Here is a 22,114-nt window from a genome sequence, read left to right as displayed (position 1 = left end):
CGCCGCTCCGAGGGCGGTGGCGGAGCGCTCGCGCTGGGGCCTTGCCTCGCAGGCCTGTCCAGGGGCCCGCGGAGCGGTCAAGGCGCCCGTCGCGGAGCGACGCAAAAGCCGGCCCTCCGCCCGCAGACGGAACTACACGTCACCCCGAGCCGTAGCCAACAATTCCTCCGCATGCGCCCGGGCCGTCTCCGAGTCCTCCTGCCCCGCCAGCATCCGGGACAGCTCCCGAATCCGCTCCTCCCCCTCGAGCACCTTCACCCCGGAGCGCGTCACAGAACCGTCGTTGGTCTTCTCGACCAGCAGCTGCCGGTCGGCGAACGCGGCGACCTGCGGCAGATGAGTCACCACGACGACCTGCGCACTCTTGGCGAGCTTGGCCAACCGCCGCCCGATCTCGACCGCGGCCTTGCCACCCACACCGGCGTCGACCTCGTCGAAGAGATACGTCGGCACAGGGTCGGTCCCCGCGAAGACGACCTCCACCGCGAGCATCACGCGTGAGAGCTCACCACCGGAGGCCCCCTTGGCGATGGGCCGCGGCGGCGCCCCGGGATGCGGGGCGAGCAGCAGCTCGACCTCGTCCACACCCGCGGGCCCGTACGCGACGGTGCGCCCGCCGAGCTCCACGCCCTCGGGGTCGTCGGTCTGCCGGATCTCGAACGACACGCGCGCGTGCGGCATGGCGAGCGAGGCCAGCTCGGCGGTCACGGCGGCGGCGAACCGTTCGGCGGCCTCGGTCCTGGCGTCCGTCAGCGCCTGCGCAAGCCCGCCCAGTTCGGCGCGCAGCGCGTCCCGCTCGCCGGTCAGTTCGTCGATCCGCTCGTCGTCGCCGTCGAGTTCGAGGAGTCGCGCGGCGCCCTGCTCGGCCCACGCGAGTACGGCGTCGATGTCCTCGCCGTACTTCCGGGTCAGCTGGGTGAGCGCGGCCCGGCGCTCCTCCACGGCCGCGAGCCGCAAGGGGTCGGCGTCGAGGTCGTCGGCGTACCCGGCCAGCTCCCCCGCCACGTCGCGCAGCAGGATGTTGATCTCCCCGATCCGCCCGGACAGCCCGGCGAGCGCGGCGTCGTGCGACCGTACGGCCTCCAGGGCCCGGTGTGCGCCCGCGACGAGCGTCGCCGCGTCGATGCCCTCGGGGTCCTCGGGGTTGCCCGCGAGCGCGGCATGGGCGGCCGTGGCGGCTGACGCGAGTGCCTCCGCGTGCCCGAGCCGCTCCGCCTCCGCCGACAGTTCCGCGTCCTCGCCCGCGCGCGGTTCGACCGCCGCGATCTCGTCGAGTCCGAAGCGCAGCAGGTCGGCTTCCTGGGCCCGCTCACGCGCGCGTGTGGTGATCTCGTCCAGCTCGGCCGAGATGGCCCGCAGCCGCCGGTAGGCCCCCGCGTACTTGGCGAGCGGCACGGCGACCGCGTCCCCGGCGTACCGGTCGAGCGCCTGCCGCTGCCGGGACAGTTTGAGCAGCCCCTGCTGGTCGGTCTGCCCGTGCACGGCCACCAGCTCGTCGGCCAGCTCGGCGAGCACGCCCACCGGGACGGAGCGGCCGCCCAGGTGCGCCCGTGAGCGCCCCTCGGCCGAAACGGTACGGCTGATCAGCAGCGCACCGTCGTCGAGCTCGGCGCCCGCCTCCTCGGCCCGTACGATCGCCGTACCGCCCGTGGGTACGGTGATCCGGCCCTCCACGACGGCGTTCTTGGCGCCGATCCGTACGAGGGCGGGGTCCGCGCGCCCGCCGAGCAGCAGCCCGAGGCTGGTGACCACCATCGTCTTGCCCGCACCGGTCTCACCGGTCACGGCGGTGAAGCCGGGCGACAGCTCGACGACCGCGTCGTCGATGACTCCGAGCGACCGTATCCGCATCTCCTCCAACACGGACACGACCTTACGAGGTCCAGCCACGGATGTGCGACGGCCCCCGCCCCGCAGCCGCGAACCCGCAGGTGACAAGCACCTACAAACGGTGCCTTGTCACCCACGGGAGTGGACCTGGCGGGAGCGTCAGTGCGGCGCCCCGCGCCATCCGGAAACCGGCAACGCGAACTTGGCCACCAGCCGGTCGGTGAACGAGGCGTGGTGCAGCCGGGCCAGCCGCACCGGCACGGCCCCCCGCCGTACCTCCACCCGCGCCCCCGGCGGCAGCTCCACCGTCCGCCGCCCGTCGCACCACAGCACCCCCGGCGGAATGTGCGGCAGCACCTCCACCGCGAGCACCGAGTTCGGCGAGGTCACCATCGGCTTGGCGAACAGCGCGTGCGCGCTGATCGGCACCATGAGCAGCGCCTCGACCTCGGGCCAGACGACGGGTCCGCCTGCGGAGAAGGCGTACGCCGTGGACCCGGTCGGGGTCGCGCAGACGATGCCGTCGCAGCCGAAGCCGGTGACCGGCCGCCCGTCGATCTCCAGGATGACCTCGAGGAGCTTCTCGGCGGAGACCTTCTGCACGGCGGCCTCGTTCAGCGCCCAGTCGGTGTGCACGATGTCGCCGTTCTGGTGGACGACGACGTCGACGGTCATGCGTTCCTCGACCTCGTACGCCTTGGTCACCACCCGGTCGACGACCTTGTCGAGGTCGTCACGCTCGGCCTCCGCGAGGAAGCCGACGCTGCCGAGGTTGACGCCGAGCATCGGCACGCCGGAGGCGCGGGCGAACTCGGCGCCGCGCAGCAGTGTGCCGTCACCGCCGAGCACGATCAGCAGTTCGCATCCGTCGAGGCACTGCGGAGTGGCTTCCTTCACCAGCTCCACCTCGGGCGGCAGCGGCAGATCGGCCGCCTCCGCCTCCAGCACGCGCACCCCGATCCCGGAGCGCAGCAGCCCCTGGACCACGAGTTCGGCGCTGCGGATCGCGGCCGGCCGCCCGGTGTGGGCCAGCAGGAAAACAGTACGAGCTCGGGTCTCTGTCAACGCGGCCCCTCCGCCACTGCACGGTCAACGTCGGCCGGGTCGAGTTCGGGTGCCCCGGCACGCAGCCACAGAAAGTACTCGACATTGCCCGAGGGTCCGGGCAGCGGACTCGCGGTCACGCCCTTCACCCCGAGCCCCAGCTCCGCGGCCCGCCGGGCCACTCCGCGCACCGCCTCGGCGCGCAGTTCGGGACTGCGTACGACTCCACCACTCCCCAGCCGTTCCTTCCCCACCTCGAACTGCGGCTTGACCATCATCACCAGATCGGCGTCGGGCGCCGCGCACCGCACGAGGGCGGGCAGCACCAGGCCGAGCGGGATGAAGGACAGATCCCCGACAACAAGATCCACGGGCTCCCCATCGATCGCCTCCAACGTCAACTCGCGTACGTTCGTACGGTCCTTGACGGTGACGCGTTCATCGCTCTGCAGAGACCAGGCGAGTTGACCGTAGCCGACGTCGACGGCGACGACATGGGAGGCGCCCGCGCGCAGCAGTACGTCGGTGAAGCCTCCGGTGGACGCTCCGGCGTCCAGCGCCCGCCGCCCCTCGACCTTCAGCCCACGAGGTACGAAGGCCGCCAGAGCGCCCGCGAGCTTGTGTCCGCCGCGCGAGACGTAGTCGGGGTCGCTGTCGTCCTGGGTGACCACGATCGCGGCCGCGGTCTCCACCTGGGTGGCGGGTTTGGTCGCGAGGGTCTTGCCGACGCTCACCCGGCCGGCGGCGATCAGCTGGCTGGCGTGCTCGCGCGAGCGGGCGAGCTTCCGGCGGACCAGCTCGGCGTCGAGACGGCGGCGTGCCACTCCTGCCACGTTGGGTTCAGCTCCTGCGGTCGTACGGCGTAGGGGGCACCGGAGGTCCCGGGCGGGCGTCGAGCGCGGTCAGCGCGTCGCGCAGCCCCCGGTGTACATCCTCGTACACCTCGACATGTCCGTCCGTGGCGAGGTGGTCGGCGTCGCCCAGCCGGTCGAGCTGGGCGTCGACCTCGGCGTTCCCGGTGGGGGTGCGGTCCACGTCCAGCGGGGCCGGGGCGGCGGGGTCGTACTCGAGTTCGGGTTCGACCTCGACCGGAACCTCCGGCTCCGGCATCGGGCTCTGCGGAGTCCCGGCCTCCGGCACTGACTCGTTCATGCCCCGACGCTACCCCGAAGCGCTGCGGTACCGTCGACCGCGATGGCCACGATTGAGGAGTGCCGCAGCGCACTCGACAAACTCTCGGACAACATGGCGGGCGCCGACGGGAAGGTACGCGAGGCGGCGGCCCTGGACCGCTCGCTCAGCTGCCATATCACCGACCTCGACATCACCTTCGTCGGCCGCCTCAAGGACGGCCGGATCGAGGTGCTCGACACCCTCCAAGGGCCGCCCCGCGAGAAAGCCCAGATCAGACTCGCCATGGCTGGCGACGACCTGGTCGCCATGGTCGGCGGGGAGCTGAACTTCGCGAAGGCCTGGGGCTCGGGCCGGGTGCGGCTGGAGGCGGCCCTGCTCGACCTGTTCCGCCTCAGGAAGCTTCTTTAGCGGCTCCGGCGGCCACCTTCACGCGGGCCTTCCGCGCCGCCGGCACCACCAGCGGCGTCCCCGTCTCCGGGTCGTCGATGACCTGGCAGCGCAGCCCGAAGACCTCCTCGACCAGTTCGGCCGTGACGACGTCGTTCGGCGCGCCCTCGGCAATGACCCGGCCCTCGCGCAGGGCGATGAGGTGGGTGGCGTACCGAGCCGCGTGATTGAGGTCGTGCAGGACGGCGACCAGGGTGCGCCCCTGCTCCTCGTGGAGTTCGGCGCACAGGTCGAGCACGTCGATCTGGTGCTGGATGTCGAGGTAGGTCGTCGGCTCGTCGAGCAGCAGCAGCGGGGTCTGCTGGGCGAGGGCCATCGCGATCCACACGCGCTGACGCTGGCCGCCGGACAGTTCGTCGACATAGCGATCGGCCAGTTCGGCGACGCCGGTCGAGGCCATCGACTCCTGTACGACCCGTTCGTCCTCCGTCGACCACTGGCGCAGCAGGCCCTGGTGCGGATAGCGGCCCCGGCCGACCAGGTCGCCGACCGTGATCCCGTCCGGCGCGATCGACGACTGCGGCAGCAGCCCGAGCGTCCTGGCCACCTTCTTCGCAGGCATCGACTGGATGACCTGCCCGTCGAGCAGCACCCGTCCCTCGGAGGGCTTGAGCATCCGCGACAGGGCGCGCAGCAGCGTGGACTTGCCGCACGCGTTCGGGCCGACGATCACGGTGAAGGAGTGGTCGGGGATCTCCACCGACAGCTTCTCCGCGATGACGCGCTGGTCGTAGCCGAGGGTGACGTTGTCGGCGGACAGGCGGTTCACAGTGCTCCTTCGAGTGTTCTTGTTCGCCTGAGTGCTCTTGTTCGCCGCGGCGCTCATATCCGGCCCGCCTTGCGCTCGGTGACCAGCAGCCACAGCAGATAGATCCCGCCCAGAACCCCCGTCACGACGCCGACGGGCAGCTGATCGGCGCCGAAGGCCCGCTGCGAGGCCCAGTCCGCGACGATCAGCAGGGTCGCGCCCATGCACATCGACGGCACCAGGTTGGGCCCCGGCGAGCGGGTCAGCCGCCGGGCGAGCTGCGGCGCGGTGAGCGCCACGAAGCCGACCGGGCCCGCGGCGGCGGTGGCACCGGCGGTGAGCAGCACGGCGGCCAGCATCAGCAGCAGTCGTACGCGCTCGACGCGCACTCCGAGGGCGTACGACACGTCGTCGCCCATCTCCATCATGCGCAGCCCGCGCGTGTTGGCGAGGACGAGCGGGACGAGGACGGCGCACAGGACGAGCAGCGGCCAGACCTGCGCCCAGTCACGGCCGTTGAGGGAGCCGGTCATCCAGACGACCGCACGGGCGGCGTCGACGATGTCCGCCTTGGTGAGCAGATAGCCGTTGACCGCCGTGACGATCGCGGAGACTCCGATACCGACCAGGACCAGTCGGTATCCATGCACGCCCCGCTTCCAGGCGAGCAGATAGATGGCGAGCCCGGTCAGCAGACCGCCGACGAGCGCTCCGAGCGCGACCTGGTTCGCGCTGCCCGAGAAGAGCACGATCATGATGAGCGCCCCGGCCGTCGATCCCTGGCCGAGGCCGAGGACGTCCGGGCTGCCCAGCGGGTTGCGGGAGATGGACTGGAAGAGCGCCCCGCCGAGCCCGAGCGAGGCCCCGACCAGCAGGCCGACGAGCACCCGCGGCAGCCGCAGGTCGTTGACGATGAACTCCTGGCCCGCGCTCCCGTTGCCGACGAGCGTCTTGAGGACGTCGGCGGCCGGGATCGGGAAGTCGCCGGTGCCGATCAGCACCACGCTCGCGGCGAGCGCGGCCATCAGCAGCAGTACGACGACGGTGAACGCCCGGACGTCGAGCCGGACGGAGAGACCGCCGCGCGTCCGCACGGCTCGGGTACGTGTGGTCGTCACAGCTGCGCCGTCCTCCGCCGTCGTACGAGATAGATGAAGACCGGCCCGCCGAGGACCGCGGTGACGATGCCGACCTGCAGCTCCGCGGGCCGCGCGACCATCCGCCCCACGACATCGGCGCCGAGGAGCAGAACGGGCGACAGCACGGTCGCGTACGGCAGGATCCAGCGCAGGTCGGGCCCGGTGAAGGAGCGGACCACGTGCGGAACCATGAGCCCGACGAAGACGATCGGCCCGCAGGCCGCGGTCGCGGCGCCGCACAGCACGGTGGCGGCGGCCATGGACAGCGCCCGGGTGCGGTTCAGATTGGCGCCGAGCGCGCGGGCGGTGTCGTCGCCCATGGCCATGGCGTTCAGGGGCCGGGCGAGCGCCAGCGCGACCACCGTGCCGACCACGAGGAAGGGCAGCACCTGCTTGATGGTCGAGTCGGTGGCCGAGGCCAGCGAACCGACCGTCCAGAAGCGCATCTTGCCGAGCGCCGCGTCATCCGTGATCATCACGGCCTGCAGATAGCCGTAGAGCGCGGCGCTGATCGCCGTGCCGGCCAGCGCGAGCCGCACCGGGGTGGCGCCGCGGCTGCCGCCCAGGAACCAGACCAGCGCACCGACCCCTGCCGCGCCGAAGAAGGCGAACCAGACATAGCCGCTCAGGCTCGTGACACCGAAGTAGGTGATGGCGGTGACGACCGCGGCGGACGCGCCCGCGTTGATGCCGAGCAGTCCGGGGTCGGCCAGCGGATTGCGGGTGAGCGCCTGGAGGACGGCACCCGACAGCCCGAGCGCGGCGCCGACGAGCAGCCCGAGGACGGTACGTGAGATCCGGTCGTCCACCACGACGTCGGAGTATGTCCCCGTGCCGTGGAACAGACCGTGCCAGACCTGGTCCAGCGGCAGCGCTTTCGCACCGATCGCGATACTCGCCAACGCGACGAGCACCAGAAGGGCCAGGGACGCGAGGAGCCCAACGGCGCGTATCGCCTGACGGCTTGGGGGCGCGGGGGCGGTCTCCGCGCGCTGTTCGGGGGGACTGTCGACCAACACGTGGTTAGGTTAGCCTACCCTCGCTCACGCTTCGATCCCGGGTGACTACGCCCCACCACCGACGAGCCCCCGGGGCCTTCAGAGCCCCAGCCGCGCCAGCGCCTTCCCCCCGTCCAGCTCGCACGTCCCGTCCCCCGCGGCCGTCCACGCCGCCGCGCACAGCGCCCGCAACCCGTCAAGCGCCTCACCGTCGCCCGCCAGCTCCAGACCATCGCTCCCGGCCCGCGCCGTCCAGCCGCCGCAGCAGAACCCGTCGCCCTCCTCCACGACCTCCGGCTGCCCGGTGAGCAACCCGCGCAGATCCGCGTCCACGTACGTCGGCCGGTGCTGCGGCGGGGCCGCGAGGAGCTGCGCGCCGTCCGTCACCCCGGTGAGCACGAGCAGCGAGTCCACCTCGCCGTTGAACGCGCCCTCGATGTCCGTGTCAAGCCGGTCGCCGACCACCAGCGGCCGCTTCGCCCCGGTCCGCAGGATCGTCTCGCGGTGCATCGGGGGCAGCGGCTTGCCCGCCACCTGCGGCTCGGCGCCCGTGGCGATGCGTACGACCTCCACAGCGGCCCCGTTCCCGGGCGCGATCCCCCGCGCGCTCGGGATCGTCAGGTCGGTGTTGGACGCGAACCACGGCACCCCGCGCGCGACGGCGTAGGACGCCTCCGCGAAGCGCCCCCAGGGCAGGTCGGGACCGCCGAACCCCTGGACGACCGCCGCCGGGTCGTCGTCCGCCGACTCGACCGGCTCCAGCCCGCGCTCGCGCAGTGCGACCCGCAGTCCCTCGCCGCCGATGACCAGCACGCGCGCACCGGCGGGCACCTGCTCACTGATCAGCCGCGCCACGGCCTGCGCCGAGGTGATGACGTCATCGGCGCCCGTCGGTATACCGAGCTCACTCAGATGCTCCGCCACCGCATCGGGCGTACGCAGCGCATTGTTCGTGACATACGCGAGATGCAACCCTCCTGAACGGGCCGTGCCCAGTGATGCCACGGCGTGCGCGATCGCGTTGCCACCCGCGTACACCACGCCGTCGAGGTCGAGCAGAGCCGTGTCGTAGGCCTCGCTCAGCGCCTGTTCACTGGCCTCGGGCCGGGTCCTGGCGGTCTGGCTCATTACGCATCGCTCCTCGTTCGATCACTTTCCCCCGATCATCCCGCACAGCGCCGGCACACTTACGATGCCTCAATGAACTATGCAGGTCCCGCGGAGGAGACCCCGGCGCGCAGCGGCCTCGAACTGACCCCGTTCCGGGGCCTGCGCTACGACCCCGACCGGGTCGGCAGCCTCGCCGCCGTGACATCTCCGCCGTACGACGTCATCGTCCGGCCGGACGGTCTGCTCCACCTCGAGTCCGCCGACCCGCACAACATCGTCCGGCTGATCCTCCCCCAGGACACGACCCCGACGGCCCGCAACCGCCAGGCGGCGGACACCCTGCACGACTGGGTGTCCGAAGGCGTCCTGGCCGCCGACCCCGAGCCGGGCCTGTACGTCTACGAGCAGCACGACGACGGCATGCTGCAACGCGGCATCATCGGCGCCCTGCGCCTGTCGGAGCCGTCCGCCGGCGTCGTCCTCCCGCACGAGGACGTCATGCCGCACATCATCGCGGACCGCGCGGCCCTGATGCGTGCCACCTCGGCCAACCTCGAACCGCTGCTGCTGACCTACCGCGGCAACGGCTCCCGGGTCGGCACGGCCGCCGTCATCGAGCGCGCCGCGGAGGGCGACCCGCTGCTCTCGACGACCACGGAGGACGGTTTCAGCCACCGTCTGTGGGCCATCACCGACCCGGCCGACCTGGCCGAGATCCAGACGGACCTGGGCCGGCACCAGGCCCTCATCGCGGACGGCCACCACCGCTGGGCGACGTACCTGCGGCTGCGCGCCGAGCACCCCTCACCCAGCCCCTGGGACTACGGGCTCGTGCTCCTGGTGGACACCGCGCGCTACCCGCTCCGGGTCCGCGCGATCCACCGCCTGCTGCACAATCTGCCGGTCGCGGAGGCGCTGAGCGCCCTCACGGACTCGTTCCGCGTACGTCACCTCGATGTTCCGCTCCCCGAGGCCCTGGAGGCCCTCGCCGCGGCCGCCGCCGAGGGCAACGCCTTCCTCCTCGCGGGCGACGGCTCGTTCCACCTGGTCGACCGCCCGTCCCCGGACCTCCTCGCCCGTACGGTCCCGGCGGATCGCCCCGAGGCCTGGCGCACCCTGGACGCGACCGTCCTGCACGCCACTCTCCTGGCCCACATCTGGGACATCCCCGAGGACTCGCCCGCCCAGATCGCGTACATCCACGACACGGCCGCCACGGTGGACAAGGCGGAGCGCGACGGCGGTACGGCCGTCCTCATGCACCCGGTCCGGGAGGAGGTCGTACGCGACCTCGCCCGCCAGGGCGTCACGATGCCCCGCAAGTCGACGTCGTTCGGCCCGAAGCCGGCTTCGGGGCTGGTACTGCGGGCGCTGCCCCTCTGAGCCACCCCGGCGAAAACAGGGGCTGAAACGCCATGGGCGGCGAGATCCCTTCCGGAATCCCGCCGCCCATGTCCTACGACAACCGCTGTACGTCAGTCGCGCGGAGCATCGTCATCGTCGTCGGCCTCGACGACGGGCTTGGTCTGCCCGGCCTCGACGATGTCGTCCTCGCCGTCGTCCTCGGTCTCGACCTCGGCGTCGGTGTCTGCCTCCGCGTCCGCCGGGGCCTCGACGATGTCGTCCTCGTCCTCGACGAACGCGTCGACGAACTCGACGCCGTCCAGCTCGGCGAGCCGGTCGGAGGCGTCCGTGCTGCCGTCCTTGTCGGACTCGACGGCCTTCGCGAACCACTCGCGCGCCTCGCCCTCACGACCGGCGGCCAGCAGCGCGTCGGCGTAGGCGTAACGCAGTCGGGCCGTCCAGGGCTGTACGGAGTTCGAGGCGAGCTCCGGGCTCTGGAGCGTCACGATGGCGGCGTCGAGCTGCCCCATGTCGCGCCGGGCGCCGGCCGCAACGAGCCGCATCTCGACCTGACCGGCCTTGTCCAACTTGTGCACCTCGGGCGCACCCGCCATGTCCAACGCCTTCTCGGGCCGGCCCAGGCCGCGCTCACAGTCCGCCATGACGGGCCACAGGTCCACGTTCCCGGTCATACGGCGCGCCGCCCGGAACTCGGCGAGCGCCTCGCTGTACTTCTGGTTCGCGTACGCGGCGAACCCGGCCGCCTCGCGTACGGCGGCCACACGCGACGCCAGCCGCAGGGCGATCTTCGAGTACGCGTACGCGCCCTCGGGGTCCTCGTCGATGAGCCGGGCGACCATCACCAGGTTCCTGGAGACGTCCTCCGCGAGCCCCTTCGGCAGGCTCTGGAGCTCCTGCCGTACGTCCGCGTCGATCTCCTCGCCCGTGACGTCATCGGGGATCGGCAGCCGCTTGATCGGCTCACGGTCCCGGTCGCGCTCGTCGCGGCCGCGGAAGCCGCCACCGCGCCGGTCGTCGCCCCGACGGTCGTCACGGCCCCGGAAGCCACCGGTGCCACCGGGGCGGCCACCCCGGTCGTCACGACGGGGGCCACCACGTCCGCGGTCGTCGCGACCCCGGTCGTCGCGGGCGCGGAAACCGCCGCCGCCACGGCTGTCGTCACGACGGTCATCGCGCCGGTCGTCCCGCCTGTCGTCGCGACGGAAGGCCGGACGGTCGCCCTCACGACGGTCATCACGGCGGAAGTCACCGCGGTCGTCGCGCCGGAAACCGCCGCCACCACCACCGCGGTTGTCGTCCCGACGGAACCCGCCACGGTCACCACTGTCACGACGGTCATCGCGCCGGTCGTCCCGACGAAACCCACCGCGGTCTCCACTGTCACGACGGTCGTCACGGCGGTCATCGCGACGGAATCCGCCACGGTCGTCGTCACGACGGGGACCACTGCTGGGTCGGTCGTCGCGACGCGGGCCGCTGCTGGGTCGGTCGTCACGGCGGAACGGCGGACGGTCCCCGTCCCGACGGAACCCGCCACGGTCGTCACCCCGGCGATCGTCACGCCGGAAGTCACCGCGATCATCACGGCGGAAGCCACCGCGGTCGCCGCTGTCGCGACGGTCATCGCGGCGATCGTCGCGACGGAACCCACCACGGTCGTCACCCCGGCGATCGTCACGCCGGTCGTCCCGACGGTCATCACGGCGGAAGTCACCGCGGTCGTCGCGCCGGAAACCGCCGCCACCACCACCTCGGTTGTCGTCCCGACGGAACCCACCGCGGTCGTCGTCGCGGCGCGGTCCACCACCGCGGTCGTCGTCGCGGCGCGGTCCACCACTGGGTCGGTCGTCTCGGCGCGGGCCGCTGCTGGGGCGGTCGTCTCGGCGCGGGCCGCTGCTGGGGCGGTCGTCACGGCGGAACGCCGGACGGTCCCCGTCCCGACGGACCCCACGGTCACGGTCGTCGCGACGCGGACCACTGGTGGGCCGATCGTCACGGCGGAACGGCGGGCGACCGCCCCGGTCGCCCTCACGCCGGTCGTCACGCCGGTTGTCGTCGCGCCGGAAACCGCCGCCACCACCACGGTTGTCGTCCCGACGGAACCCACCGCGGTCGTCGTCGCGGCGCGGAGCACCACTGGGGCGGTCGTCACGCCGGTCGTTGTCGCGGCGCGGACCCCCGCGGTAGCCCCCGCGGTCACCACTGTCCCGGCGGCGCTGATCGCGCTCCGGTCGCTCGTCGGGAGAGTTGGTGGACATGGTGACTCCTGTCATCGGTACCGCAAGTCATTCTCGCGCAGCCGGGTACCCGGCGCGCTTCGGAAAAACAAAAAAGGACCTCTGGTCCCAGCGAGTCGCTGGGACCAGAGGTCCTCCAAAGATTGTTCGGCGGCGTCCTACTCTCCCACAGGGTCCCCCCTGCAGTACCATCGGCGCTGTGAGGCTTAGCTTCCGGGTTCGGAATGTAACCGGGCGTTTCCCTCACGCTATGACCACCGAAACCCTTTCAGACACCCCGCAATAAAGCGAGGTCTTGAACGGGCAGCGAACAAGCACACTATTCTATTGATAAGTGAAACTGTTCAGCCAGCACAACCGTTCGTTGTCTGGGAACTACACAGTGGACGCGAGCAACTGAGGACAAGCCCTCGGCCTATTAGTACCGGTCACCTCCAGCGGTTACCCGCCTTCCAGATCCGGCCTATCAACCCAGTCGTCTACTGGGAGCCTTAACCCCTCAAGGGGGTGGGAATACTCATCTCGAAGCAGGCTTCCCGCTTAGATGCTTTCAGCGGTTATCCCTCCCGAACGTAGCCAACCAGCCATGCCCTTGGCAGGACAACTGGCACACCAGAGGTTCGTCCGTCCCGGTCCTCTCGTACTAGGGACAGCCCTTCTCAATATTCCTACGCGCACAGCGGATAGGGACCGAACTGTCTCACGACGTTCTAAACCCAGCTCGCGTACCGCTTTAATGGGCGAACAGCCCAACCCTTGGGACCGACTCCAGCCCCAGGATGCGACGAGCCGACATCGAGGTGCCAAACCATCCCGTCGATATGGACTCTTGGGGAAGATCAGCCTGTTATCCCCGGGGTACCTTTTATCCGTTGAGCGACGGCGCTTCCACAAGCCACCGCCGGATCACTAGTCCCGACTTTCGTCCCTGCTCGACCCGTCGGTCTCACAGTCAAGCTCCCTTGTGCACTTACACTCAACACCTGATTACCAACCAGGCTGAGGGAACCTTTGGGCGCCTCCGTTACTCTTTAGGAGGCAACCGCCCCAGTTAAACTACCCATCAGACACTGTCCCTGATCCGGATCACGGACCCAGGTTAGACATCCAGCACGACCAGAGTGGTATTTCAACGACGACTCCACAACAGCTGGCGCTGCCGCTTCAAAGTCTCCCACCTATCCTACACAAGCCGAACCGAACACCAATATCAAACTGTAGTAAAGGTCCCGGGGTCTTTCCGTCCTGCTGCGCGAAACGAGCATCTTTACTCGTAGTGCAATTTCACCGGGCCTATGGTTGAGACAGTCGAGAAGTCGTTACGCCATTCGTGCAGGTCGGAACTTACCCGACAAGGAATTTCGCTACCTTAGGATGGTTATAGTTACCACCGCCGTTTACTGGCGCTTAAGTTCTCAGCTTCGCCACCCCGAAGAGTGACTAACCGGTCCCCTTAACGTTCCAGCACCGGGCAGGCGTCAGTCCGTATACATCGCCTTACGGCTTCGCACGGACCTGTGTTTTTAGTAAACAGTCGCTTCTCGCTGGTCTCTGCGGCCACCCCCAGCTCAGAGTGCAAGACTCATCACCGGTGATGGCCCCCCTTCTCCCGAAGTTACGGGGGCATTTTGCCGAGTTCCTTAACCATAGTTCACCCGAACGCCTCGGTATTCTCTACCTGACCACCTGAGTCGGTTTAGGGTACGGGCCGCCATGAAACTCGCTAGAGGCTTTTCTCGACAGCATAGGATCATCCACTTCACCACAATCGGCTCGGCATCAGGTCTCAGACTATGTGCCAGGCGGATTTACCTACCTGACGTCCTACACCCTTACCCCGGGACAACCACCGCCCGGGATGGACTACCTTCCTGCGTCACCCCATCACTCACCTACTGCAGGTCTGGTCCGTCGGCTCCACCACTCCCCTTTGCCCGAAGGCTCCGGGGCGGCTTCACGGACTTAGCATCGCCTGGTTCAATGTTTGACGCTTCACAGCGGGTACCGGAATATCAACCGGTTATCCATCGACTACGCCTGTCGGCCTCGCCTTAGGTCCCGACTTACCCTGGGCAGATCAGCTTGACCCAGGAACCCTTAGTCAATCGGCGCACACGTTTCTCACGTGTGTATCGCTACTCATGCCTGCATTCTCACTCGTGAACCGTCCACCACTGCCTTCCGGCGCGGCTTCACCCGGCACACGACGCTCCCCTACCCATCACAGCCGCCGTTGGGCGTATTGCTGCAATGACACGACTTCGGCGGTACGCTTGAGCCCCGCTACATTGTCGGCGCGGAATCACTAGACCAGTGAGCTATTACGCACTCTTTCAAGGGTGGCTGCTTCTAAGCCAACCTCCTGGTTGTCTCTGCGACTCCACATCCTTTCCCACTTAGCGTACGCTTAGGGGCCTTAGTCGATGCTCTGGGCTGTTTCCCTCTCGACCATGGAGCTTATCCCCCACAGTCTCACTGCCGCGCTCTCACTTACCGGCATTCGGAGTTTGGCTAAGGTCAGTAACCCGGTAGGGCCCATCGCCTATCCAGTGCTCTACCTCCGGCAAGAAACACACGACGCTGCACCTAAATGCATTTCGGGGAGAACCAGCTATCACGGAGTTTGATTGGCCTTTCACCCCTAACCACAGGTCATCCCCCAGGTTTTCAACCCTGGTGGGTTCGGTCCTCCACGACCTCTTACAGCCGCTTCAACCTGCCCATGGCTAGATCACTCCGCTTCGGGTCTTGAGCGCGCTACTATGTCGCCCTATTCGGACTCGCTTTCGCTACGGCTTCCCCACACGGGTTAACCTCGCAACACACCGCAAACTCGCAGGCTCATTCTTCAAAAGGCACGCAGTCACGACGCACTGAGTAAACTCAATGCGCGACGCTCCCACGGCTTGTAGGCACACGGTTTCAGGTACTATTTCACTCCGCTCCCGCGGTACTTTTCACCATTCCCTCACGGTACTATCCGCTATCGGTCACCAGGGAATATTTAGGCTTAGCGGGTGGTCCCGCCAGATTCACACGGGATTTCTCGGGCCCCGTGCTACTTGGGTGTTTCTCAAACGAGCCGTTGACGTTTCGACTACGGGGGTCTTACCCTCTACGCCGGACCTTTCGCATGTCCTTCGCCTACATCAACGGTTTCTGACTCGTCTCACGGCCGGCAGACCGTGAAAGAGAAATCCCACAACCCCACATACGCAACCCCTGCCGGGTCTCACACGCATATGGTTTGGCCTCATCCAGTTTCGCTCGCCACTACTCCCGGAATCACGGTTGTTTTCTCTTCCTGCGGGTACTGAGATGTTTCACTTCCCCGCGTTCCCTCCACTTGCCCTATGTGTTCAGGCAAGGGTGACAGCCCATGACGACTGCCGGGTTTCCCCATTCGGAAACCCCCGGATCAAAGCCTGGTTGACGACTCCCCGGGGACTATCGTGGCCTCCCACGTCCTTCATCGGTTCCTGGTGCCAAGGCATCCACCGTGCGCCCTTAAAAACTTGGCCACAGATGCTCGCGTCCACTGTGCAGTTCTCAAACAACGACCAACCACCCATCACCCCCGGTTACCACCGGAGTTCACTGGGGCCGGCACTGAAGGCAGCCAACAATCGGCCGTACCCTCAGACACCCAACAGCGTGCCCGACACCCCCGCCACTCATGATCAGCTTTCCACGCCCCGAAGAGCAGTACTCACAGCCTGAGATGACTGAAGATGCCGAATAATCAACGTTCCACCCATGAGCAACCACCGTCGAACGTGTGCCGACGTAATGGCCCTGGACCACCAAGCAAGCTTGGCGGCCTAGATGCTCCTTAGAAAGGAGGTGATCCAGCCGCACCTTCCGGTACGGCTACCTTGTTACGACTTCGTCCCAATCGCCAGTCCCACCTTCGACAGCTCCCTCCCACAAGGGGTTGGGCCACCGGCTTCGGGTGTTACCGACTTTCGTGACGTGACGGGCGGTGTGTACAAGGCCCGGGAACGTATTCACCGCAGCAATGCTGATCTGCGATTACTAGCAACTCCGACTTCATGGGGTCGAGTTGCAGACCCCAATCCGAACTGAGACAGGCTTTTTGAGATTCGCTCCGCCTCACGGCTTCGCAGCTCATTGTACCTGCCATTGTAGCACGTGTGCAGCCCAAGACATAAGGGGCATGATGACTTGACGTCGTCCCCACCTTCCTCCGAGTTGACCCCGGCAGTCTCCTGTGAGTCCCCATCACCCCGAAGGGCATGCTGGCAACACAGAACAAGGGTTGCGCTCGTTGCGGGACTTAACCCAACATCTCACGACACGAGCTGACGACAGCCATGCACCACCTGTACACCGACCACAAGGGGGCGACCATCTCTGGCCGTTTCCGGTGTATGTCAAGCCTTGGTAAGGTTCTTCGCGTTGCGTCGAATTAAGCCACATGCTCCGCTGCTTGTGCGGGCCCCCGTCAATTCCTTTGAGTTTTAGCCTTGCGGCCGTACTCCCCAGGCGGGGAACTTAATGCGTTAGCTGCGGCACCGACGACGTGGAATGTCGCCAACACCTAGTTCCCACCGTTTACGGCGTGGACTACCAGGGTATCTAATCCTGTTCGCTCCCCACGCTTTCGCTCCTCAGCGTCAGTAATGGCCCAGAGATCCGCCTTCGCCACCGGTGTTCCTCCTGATATCTGCGCATTTCACCGCTACACCAGGAATTCCGATCTCCCCTACCACACTCTAGCTAGCCCGTATCGAATGCAGACCCGGGGTTAAGCCCCGGGCTTTCACACCCGACGTGACAAGCCGCCTACGAGCTCTTTACGCCCAATAATTCCGGACAACGCTTGCGCCCTACGTATTACCGCGGCTGCTGGCACGTAGTTAGCCGGCGCTTCTTCTGCAGGTACCGTCACTTTCGCTTCTTCCCTGCTGAAAGAGGTTTACAACCCGAAGGCCGTCATCCCTCACGCGGCGTCGCTGCATCAGGCTTTCGCCCATTGTGCAATATTCCCCACTGCTGCCTCCCGTAGGAGTCTGGGCCGTGTCTCAGTCCCAGTGTGGCCGGTCGCCCTCTCAGGCCGGCTACCCGTCGTCGCCTTGGTGAGCCACTACCTCACCAACAAGCTGATAGGCCGCGGGCTCATCCTTCACCGCCGGAGCTTTTAACCCACCCGGATGCCCGGGCAGGTGTTATCCGGTATTAGACCCCGTTTCCAGGGCTTGTCCCAGAGTGAAGGGCAGATTGCCCACGTGTTACTCACCCGTTCGCCACTAATCCACCCCGAAGGGCTTCATCGTTCGACTTGCATGTGTTAAGCACGCCGCCAGCGTTCGTCCTGAGCCAGGATCAAACTCTCCGTGAATGTTTTCCCGTAATCGGGACGACACCACGAGAGCGGAACCAAGGAGAGGAATAATCCCCTCGGTTCACAGCGTCCTCGCTGTGCGCCTACCGGACAGTGCCCGGCAGGACTTTTTCAAAGGAACCTCGTCCCAGCCGATCGGCCGGAGACGGGGTATCAACATATCTGGCGTTGATTTTTGGCACGCTGTTGAGTTCTCAAGGAACGGACGCTTCCTTTGTACTCACCCTCTCGGGCTTTCCTCCGGGCGCTTCCCTTCGGTCTTGCTGTCTTGCTTTGTTCTTGCGTTTCCGACTCTATCAGACCGTTTCCCGATCCGATTTCCTCGGTGCTTTCCAGGTTCCCGCTCTCGCGTTTCCCTTTCCGGCGGTTCCGACTGTATCAGACTCTTTGGTGTCCGATTCCCTGTCGGAGAGGGATTCCGTCTTCTGGCTTTGAGTGCTTTCGCATCTCGGCCTTTCGACATTCACTACGCTAGCCGATTCCCTCGGTAACTCATAATCGAGTTCCGCGGGCTGCAATTCGGGCATGCAGGCACGCCGAATTGACCCCCGCTGAGGGGAAGTCGTAGGTAGTGGGTTGGCCACTTCCGGCTGCAGGCTGAACGCCGTACCCGGGTCAAGCGGCTTGGGCTACATTACGGACCCCCCAGGGGCGAGTCAAGTTGAGCGACGGCGTGGCGTATGGGCCCGATAAGGACTCACGGTGGGGTCGTTGGCGACCCAGAAGCGCCAGGGGTGAACGCCACCGTCGCCGGCCACTCCGGTGCGCGGACCGTTACGTACCTGGTCGGAGTGGACGGGGGTGCCCGTCAGGAGGGTCAGTGGAGAGCCCTCGGGGGCGCAGGCGTCGACACCGTCGAGGGCCCTGTCCACGCCGAGTGCCGTGGCCAGGCGCGCGGGCCCTTTGGCCAGTTCCTTGTCACTTCGGGCCGAGAGTCGACGTTTGCGAGCGAGTTCGGCGCCCTCGGTGATCTCTCCGGCACGGAGGAGGACCCCGCTGGGGTTGCCCTCCGGACCACACACCAGGTTCATGCAGAACCACATGCCGTAGGTGAAGTAGACGTATACATGCCCGGGCGGACCGAACATCACGCCATTGCGGGCCGTGCGGCCGCGATAAGCATGGGAGCCGGGATCGTTCGGGCCGTCGTACGCCTCCACCTCCGTGAGACGGAGCTCGATCGGACCGTCCGGTGTCGTGCGGACGAGGATGCGACCCAGCAGGTCGGGGGCGACCTCCAGCACGGGGCGGTCGAAGAAGTCCCGGGTGATGGGCGTACGGTCAGGGGCCGCGATCATGGCGTACGAGCGTAGTCCAGTGGCCCGGACGCATGCAGCCCGGTGAGGGACTGTGCGTACGGGTCGGCACGAGTGCGTGTCAGTGCGTGTCTACGGGTGGTCAGGGAGCGTCCTCCTTGTAAGGGTGAGGGCGCGGAACCGGCCGCGGCCGGATCGCGTTTGTAGGGATCAAGGATCCAGACGGATGTACGACGGAGCACAGGCGTTGCCTGGGGAGGAAGAGACATGGGGTTCAAGCGGCTGCTTGCGAGCCTGGGAGCCGGTGGGGCTTCGGTCGAGACGGTGCTGACCGAGGTCAACGTCGTTCCGGGCGGTGTCGTGCAGGGTGAGGTGCGGATCCAGGGCGGGTCCGTGAACCAGGCCATCGAGGGGCTGTCGGTCGGGCTCCAGGCCAAGGTCGAGGTCGAGGGCCACGACGACCAGGAGTACAAGCAGGACATCGAGTTCACCAAGCTGCGGCTCGGTGGGGCCTTCGAGCTGCAGGCCGGTGCCGTGCACGCCGTTCCCTTCGGGCTCGAGATCCCGTGGGAGACGCCGATCACCACGATCGACGGGCAGGCGCTTCGGGGCATGCACATCGGTGTGACCACCGAGCTGGAGATCGCGCGCGCCGTGGACTCCGGTGACCTGGACCCGATCAACGTGCACCCGCTGCCGGCGCAGCAGGCGATCCTGAACGCCTTCATCCAGCTGGGCTTCCGCTTCAAGAACGCGGACATGGAGCGCGGTCACATCCGGGGCACCCGGCAGAAGCTGCCGTTCTACCAGGAGATCGAGTTCTTCCCGCCGTCGCAGTACCGCGGGCTGAACCAGGTCGAGCTGAGCTTCGTCGCGGACGACCACGAGATGGACGTCATCCTGGAGATGGACAAGAAGCCGGGCCTCTTCAGTGAGGGCAGCGACTCGTACCGCTCCTTCCGCGTGGGGCTGCACGACTACCAGGGCACGGACTGGGCCGCGTACCTGAACCAGTGGCTGTCCGAGGTCGGCAGCAAGCGCAGCTGGTTCTAGGCTCGGGTCGAGAGATTCCGCCGTTCAGGAGGTTCTGACGTGACCGAGCTCAAGAGGCCGCCGCTTCCCCATGACTTCCACCCGCCCGTTGCGACCTTCACGGTCATCAGTGAGGACGTCGAGCCGGGCGGGGTGCTGAAGGACGCTCAGGTCTACGCGGCTGGGAACACCTCGCCGCAGCTGAGCTGGGAGGGGTTCCCGCCGGAGACCAAGAGCTTCGCCGTGACCTGCTTCGACCCGGACGCCCCGACGGGGAGCGGGTTCTGGCACTGGGTGGTGTTCGACATTCCCGCTTCGGTGACGGAACTGCCGACGGGTGCGGGCAGCGGCAAGTTCGAGGGGCTGCCGGAGGGTGCCGTCCAGGTGCGCAGCGACTACGGGTCCAGGGACTTCGGTGGCGCCGCGCCGCCGGCCGGGGATCCCGCGCACCGATATGTGTTCACGGTGTACGCCGTGGATCAGGAGAAGCTCGGTCCCGACGCGGAGGTGTCGCCGGCCGTCGTGGGATTCAATCTGCGGTTCCACACGCTGGCGCGCGCCCAGCTGATGGGTGAGTACGCGTCTCCCGCGTAAAGCGGTGAAGACTCACGTTCACTGAACGTTTGCCCGCCTCTGGTCTTGGAAGTGATCAGGGGCGGGCATTTTTATTGCGTTGTCCATCTCGGCGTGCCCGGCCAGAGTTGATCCAAGCCCGCCAGGGGGTGGGCCGGTGCGCACGGGAGGTGGGCTGGATGCGGGACACGCTGGTTTTGAACGCGAGCTTTGAGCCGCTGTCGACGGTGACGTTGAACCGAGCCGTCGTTCTGGTGCTGCAGGACAAGGCTGTCGTCGAGCAGGCCCACCCCGAACTCCGTATGCGCGGCGCCGCGCTGGACATACCCGTGCCTCGAGTCATCAGGCTGTGCAGGTATGTGAGGGTGCCTTTCCGAAGACAAGCGCCGTGGTCGAGGCGCGGTGTGCTGGTACGCGACCAGCACAGGTGCGCGTACTGCGGAAGGCGGGCGACGACGGTCGACCACGTGGTGCCGCGCGCACAGGGCGGTCGGGACTCCTGGCTGAATACGGTCGCGTCCTGCGCGGAGGACAACCACCGCAAGGCGGACCGGACTCCGGAGCAGGCGGGTATGCCGCTGCTGCGGCAGCCGTTCGAGCCGACGCCCGCGGACGCGATGCTGCTGGCGCTGGGCCGTGACGACCTCGACGCCCTCCCGGAGTGGCTGGCCCAACCCGCTGCGTAGCCGCTCCGCTGGGAGAACCCGGGAACCCGCCGGTCGTTCGGCTGCGGGTCGTCCGTGGCCGGGTCTCGCAGTTCCCCGCGCCCCTGACGGGGCGCGGGACGGCGTCAGTCGGTGACGGACGGCTTCTCGCGGCGCTCGGTGCCCGCGTTGCCCGAACCGCCGCCCATGGGGCCGAAGTTGCCCATGGCGCCGCTCAGGCCCTTGAGGGCGTCGCCGATCTCGCTGGGCACGATCCAGAGCTTGTTGGCGTCGCCCTCGGCGATCTTGGGGAGCATCTGGAGGTACTGGTAGGCGAGGAGCTTCTGGTCGGCGTCGCCGGCGTGGATGGACTCGAAGACCGTGCGGATGGCCTGGGCCTCGCCCTCGGCGCGCAGGGCGGCGGCCTTCGCTTCACCTTCGGCGCGCAGGATCGCGGACTGCTTCTCACCTTCGGCGGTGAGGATCTGCGACTGGCGGATACCTTCGGCGGTGAGGATCGCGGCGCGCTTGTCACGGTCGGCGCGCATCTGCTTCTCCATCGAATCCTGGATGGAGGTGGGCGGTTCGATCGCCTTGAGCTCGACGCGGTTGACGCGGATGCCCCACTTGCCGGTGGCCTCGTCGAGGACGCCGCGCAGGGCCGCGTTGATCTCCTCGCGGGAGGTGAGGGTCCGCTCCAGGTCCATGCCACCGATGATGTTGCGCAGGGTGGTGACGGTGAGCTGCTCGATCGCCTGGATGTAGCTGGCGACTTCGTAGGTGGCGGCGCGCGCGTCGGTGACCTGGTAGTAGATGACCGTGTCGATGTTGACCACCAGGTTGTCCTGGGTGATCACCGGCTGCGGCGGGAACGGCACGACCTGTTCACGCAGGTCGATGCGGTTGCGGATCGAGTCGATGAACGGGACCACGATGTTCAGGCCCGCGTTCAGGGTCCGTGTGTAGCGGCCGAAGCGCTCCACGATGGCCGCGCTGGCCTGTGGGATGACCTGGATGGTCTTGATCAGGGCGATGAATACCAACACCACCAGAATGATCAGGACGATGATGATTGGTGCCATCGATGCTCCCCGTACCCTTCTCCGCCTCGGTATGTCCGAAAGATCTTATGGTTGTTGAAGATCTTGCTCGACGAGTCTGACAGACCGTCGTCTGCCACGTGGGGCGTTCG

The 22,114-nt window shown here is 67.4% G+C and carries 16 protein-coding genes, 3 rRNA genes and 1 pseudogene; 5 read left to right on the top strand and 15 right to left on the bottom strand.

What is annotated here, in order from left to right:
- Positions 1 to 132: 132 nt before the first annotated feature.
- The 4 genes from recN to SMIR_RS30480 form a co-directional block, all read right to left on the bottom strand.
- On the bottom strand, positions 133 to 1,851 hold the full coding sequence (gene recN / locus SMIR_RS30495; protein WP_168500940.1) for a DNA repair protein RecN: 1,719 nt from the start codon (positions 1,849 to 1,851) through the stop codon (positions 133 to 135).
- 138 nt (positions 1,852 to 1,989) lie between these two features.
- Positions 1,990 to 2,895: an NAD kinase gene (locus SMIR_RS30490; protein WP_067364895.1), complete on the bottom strand. Its 906-nt coding sequence runs from the start codon at positions 2,893 to 2,895 to the stop codon at positions 1,990 to 1,992.
- Positions 2,892 to 3,707: a TlyA family RNA methyltransferase gene (locus SMIR_RS30485; RefSeq protein ID WP_168490311.1), complete on the bottom strand. Its 816-nt coding sequence runs from the start codon at positions 3,705 to 3,707 to the stop codon at positions 2,892 to 2,894. The genes SMIR_RS30490 and SMIR_RS30485 overlap by 4 nt, the downstream gene beginning before the upstream one ends.
- A gap of 7 nt (positions 3,708 to 3,714) precedes the next feature.
- Positions 3,715 to 4,026 (bottom strand): hypothetical protein, encoded by a 312-nt coding sequence (locus SMIR_RS30480; RefSeq protein ID WP_168490312.1) that lies wholly within the window; start codon positions 4,024 to 4,026, stop codon positions 3,715 to 3,717.
- A 42-nt stretch (positions 4,027 to 4,068) separates the two neighbouring features.
- Here SMIR_RS30480 and SMIR_RS30475 point away from each other — a divergent pair, with 42 nt between their 5' ends.
- Positions 4,069 to 4,416 (top strand): SCP2 sterol-binding domain-containing protein, encoded by a 348-nt coding sequence (locus SMIR_RS30475; protein WP_168490313.1) that lies wholly within the window; start codon positions 4,069 to 4,071, stop codon positions 4,414 to 4,416.
- On the opposite strand, the gene SMIR_RS30470 is transcribed toward SMIR_RS30475, so the two are convergent.
- The 4 genes from SMIR_RS30470 to SMIR_RS30455 all read right to left on the bottom strand — a co-directional run bounded on the left by SMIR_RS30470 (position 4,400) and on the right by SMIR_RS30455 (position 8,468).
- Entirely contained in the window at positions 4,400 to 5,281 is an 882-nt protein-coding gene (locus SMIR_RS30470) for an ABC transporter ATP-binding protein (protein ID WP_168490314.1), read from the bottom strand. The genes SMIR_RS30475 and SMIR_RS30470 overlap by 17 nt on opposite strands.
- Complete coding sequence (locus SMIR_RS30465) at positions 5,278 to 6,321, bottom strand: FecCD family ABC transporter permease (RefSeq protein WP_168490315.1); 1,044 nt, start codon at positions 6,319 to 6,321, stop codon at positions 5,278 to 5,280. Before SMIR_RS30465 ends, SMIR_RS30470 begins: the two co-directional genes overlap by 4 nt.
- On the bottom strand, positions 6,318 to 7,361 hold the full coding sequence (locus SMIR_RS30460) for a FecCD family ABC transporter permease (RefSeq protein ID WP_212727621.1): 1,044 nt from the start codon (positions 7,359 to 7,361) through the stop codon (positions 6,318 to 6,320). Before SMIR_RS30460 ends, SMIR_RS30465 begins: the two co-directional genes overlap by 4 nt.
- Before the next feature lie 78 nt (positions 7,362 to 7,439).
- Positions 7,440 to 8,468, bottom strand: coding sequence for an HAD hydrolase-like protein (locus tag SMIR_RS30455; protein ID WP_168490317.1), 1,029 nt, complete (start codon positions 8,466 to 8,468; stop codon positions 7,440 to 7,442).
- Between the two features lie 72 nt (positions 8,469 to 8,540).
- Between SMIR_RS30455 and SMIR_RS30450 the strand changes: the two genes are divergently transcribed.
- Positions 8,541 to 9,833, top strand: a complete 1,293-nt coding sequence (locus tag SMIR_RS30450) for a DUF1015 domain-containing protein (protein WP_168490318.1) — start codon at positions 8,541 to 8,543, stop codon at positions 9,831 to 9,833.
- Between the two features lie 92 nt (positions 9,834 to 9,925).
- Here the strand turns inward: SMIR_RS30450 and SMIR_RS30445 are convergent, their stop codons facing one another.
- The 6 genes and pseudogenes from SMIR_RS30445 to SMIR_RS30420 form a co-directional block, all read right to left on the bottom strand.
- Positions 9,926 to 10,771 carry a hypothetical protein gene (locus SMIR_RS30445; protein WP_422664529.1) on the bottom strand — a complete coding sequence of 282 codons (846 nt, stop codon included), beginning with the start codon at positions 10,769 to 10,771 and terminating at the stop codon, positions 9,926 to 9,928.
- Between the two features lie 21 nt (positions 10,772 to 10,792).
- Positions 10,793 to 12,088, bottom strand: a pseudogene (locus tag SMIR_RS44635) (hypothetical protein); the annotation flags it as partial.
- 109 nt (positions 12,089 to 12,197) lie between these two features.
- A 5S ribosomal RNA gene (gene rrf, locus SMIR_RS30435) occupies positions 12,198 to 12,314 on the bottom strand.
- A 136-nt stretch (positions 12,315 to 12,450) separates the two neighbouring features.
- Positions 12,451 to 15,573 (bottom strand): 23S ribosomal RNA (locus tag SMIR_RS30430).
- A gap of 315 nt (positions 15,574 to 15,888) precedes the next feature.
- Positions 15,889 to 17,414 (bottom strand): 16S ribosomal RNA (locus SMIR_RS30425).
- Together the 16S, 23S and 5S rRNA genes form the textbook arrangement of a ribosomal RNA operon.
- 659 nt (positions 17,415 to 18,073) lie before the next feature.
- Positions 18,074 to 18,715 carry a DNA-3-methyladenine glycosylase gene (locus tag SMIR_RS30420; RefSeq protein ID WP_212727620.1) on the bottom strand — a complete coding sequence of 214 codons (642 nt, stop codon included), beginning with the start codon at positions 18,713 to 18,715 and terminating at the stop codon, positions 18,074 to 18,076.
- A 225-nt stretch (positions 18,716 to 18,940) separates the two neighbouring features.
- Between SMIR_RS30420 and SMIR_RS30415 the strand changes: the two genes are divergently transcribed.
- From SMIR_RS30415 to SMIR_RS30405, 3 genes are all read left to right on the top strand, one after another.
- Entirely contained in the window at positions 18,941 to 19,726 is a 786-nt protein-coding gene (locus tag SMIR_RS30415; RefSeq protein ID WP_054230566.1) for a sporulation protein, read from the top strand.
- A 39-nt stretch (positions 19,727 to 19,765) separates the two neighbouring features.
- The gene (locus SMIR_RS30410; protein ID WP_212727619.1) at positions 19,766 to 20,299 is read left to right on the top strand and encodes a YbhB/YbcL family Raf kinase inhibitor-like protein; all 534 of its coding nucleotides are present in this window, start codon (positions 19,766 to 19,768) and stop codon (positions 20,297 to 20,299) included.
- A 158-nt stretch (positions 20,300 to 20,457) separates the two neighbouring features.
- The gene (locus SMIR_RS30405) at positions 20,458 to 20,964 is read left to right on the top strand and encodes an HNH endonuclease (RefSeq protein ID WP_168490322.1); all 507 of its coding nucleotides are present in this window, start codon (positions 20,458 to 20,460) and stop codon (positions 20,962 to 20,964) included.
- Between the two features lie 104 nt (positions 20,965 to 21,068).
- Here the strand turns inward: SMIR_RS30405 and SMIR_RS30400 are convergent, their stop codons facing one another.
- Positions 21,069 to 22,004, bottom strand: a complete 936-nt coding sequence (locus SMIR_RS30400) for an SPFH domain-containing protein (protein WP_054230569.1) — start codon at positions 22,002 to 22,004, stop codon at positions 21,069 to 21,071.
- Positions 22,005 to 22,114 lie beyond the last annotated feature (110 nt).

The organism is Streptomyces mirabilis (assembly GCF_018310535.1).
Taxonomy (GTDB): domain Bacteria; phylum Actinomycetota; class Actinomycetes; order Streptomycetales; family Streptomycetaceae; genus Streptomyces.
Note: the sequence above shows the minus strand (reverse complement) of the source record. Positions and strands in the feature narration are given on the sequence as shown.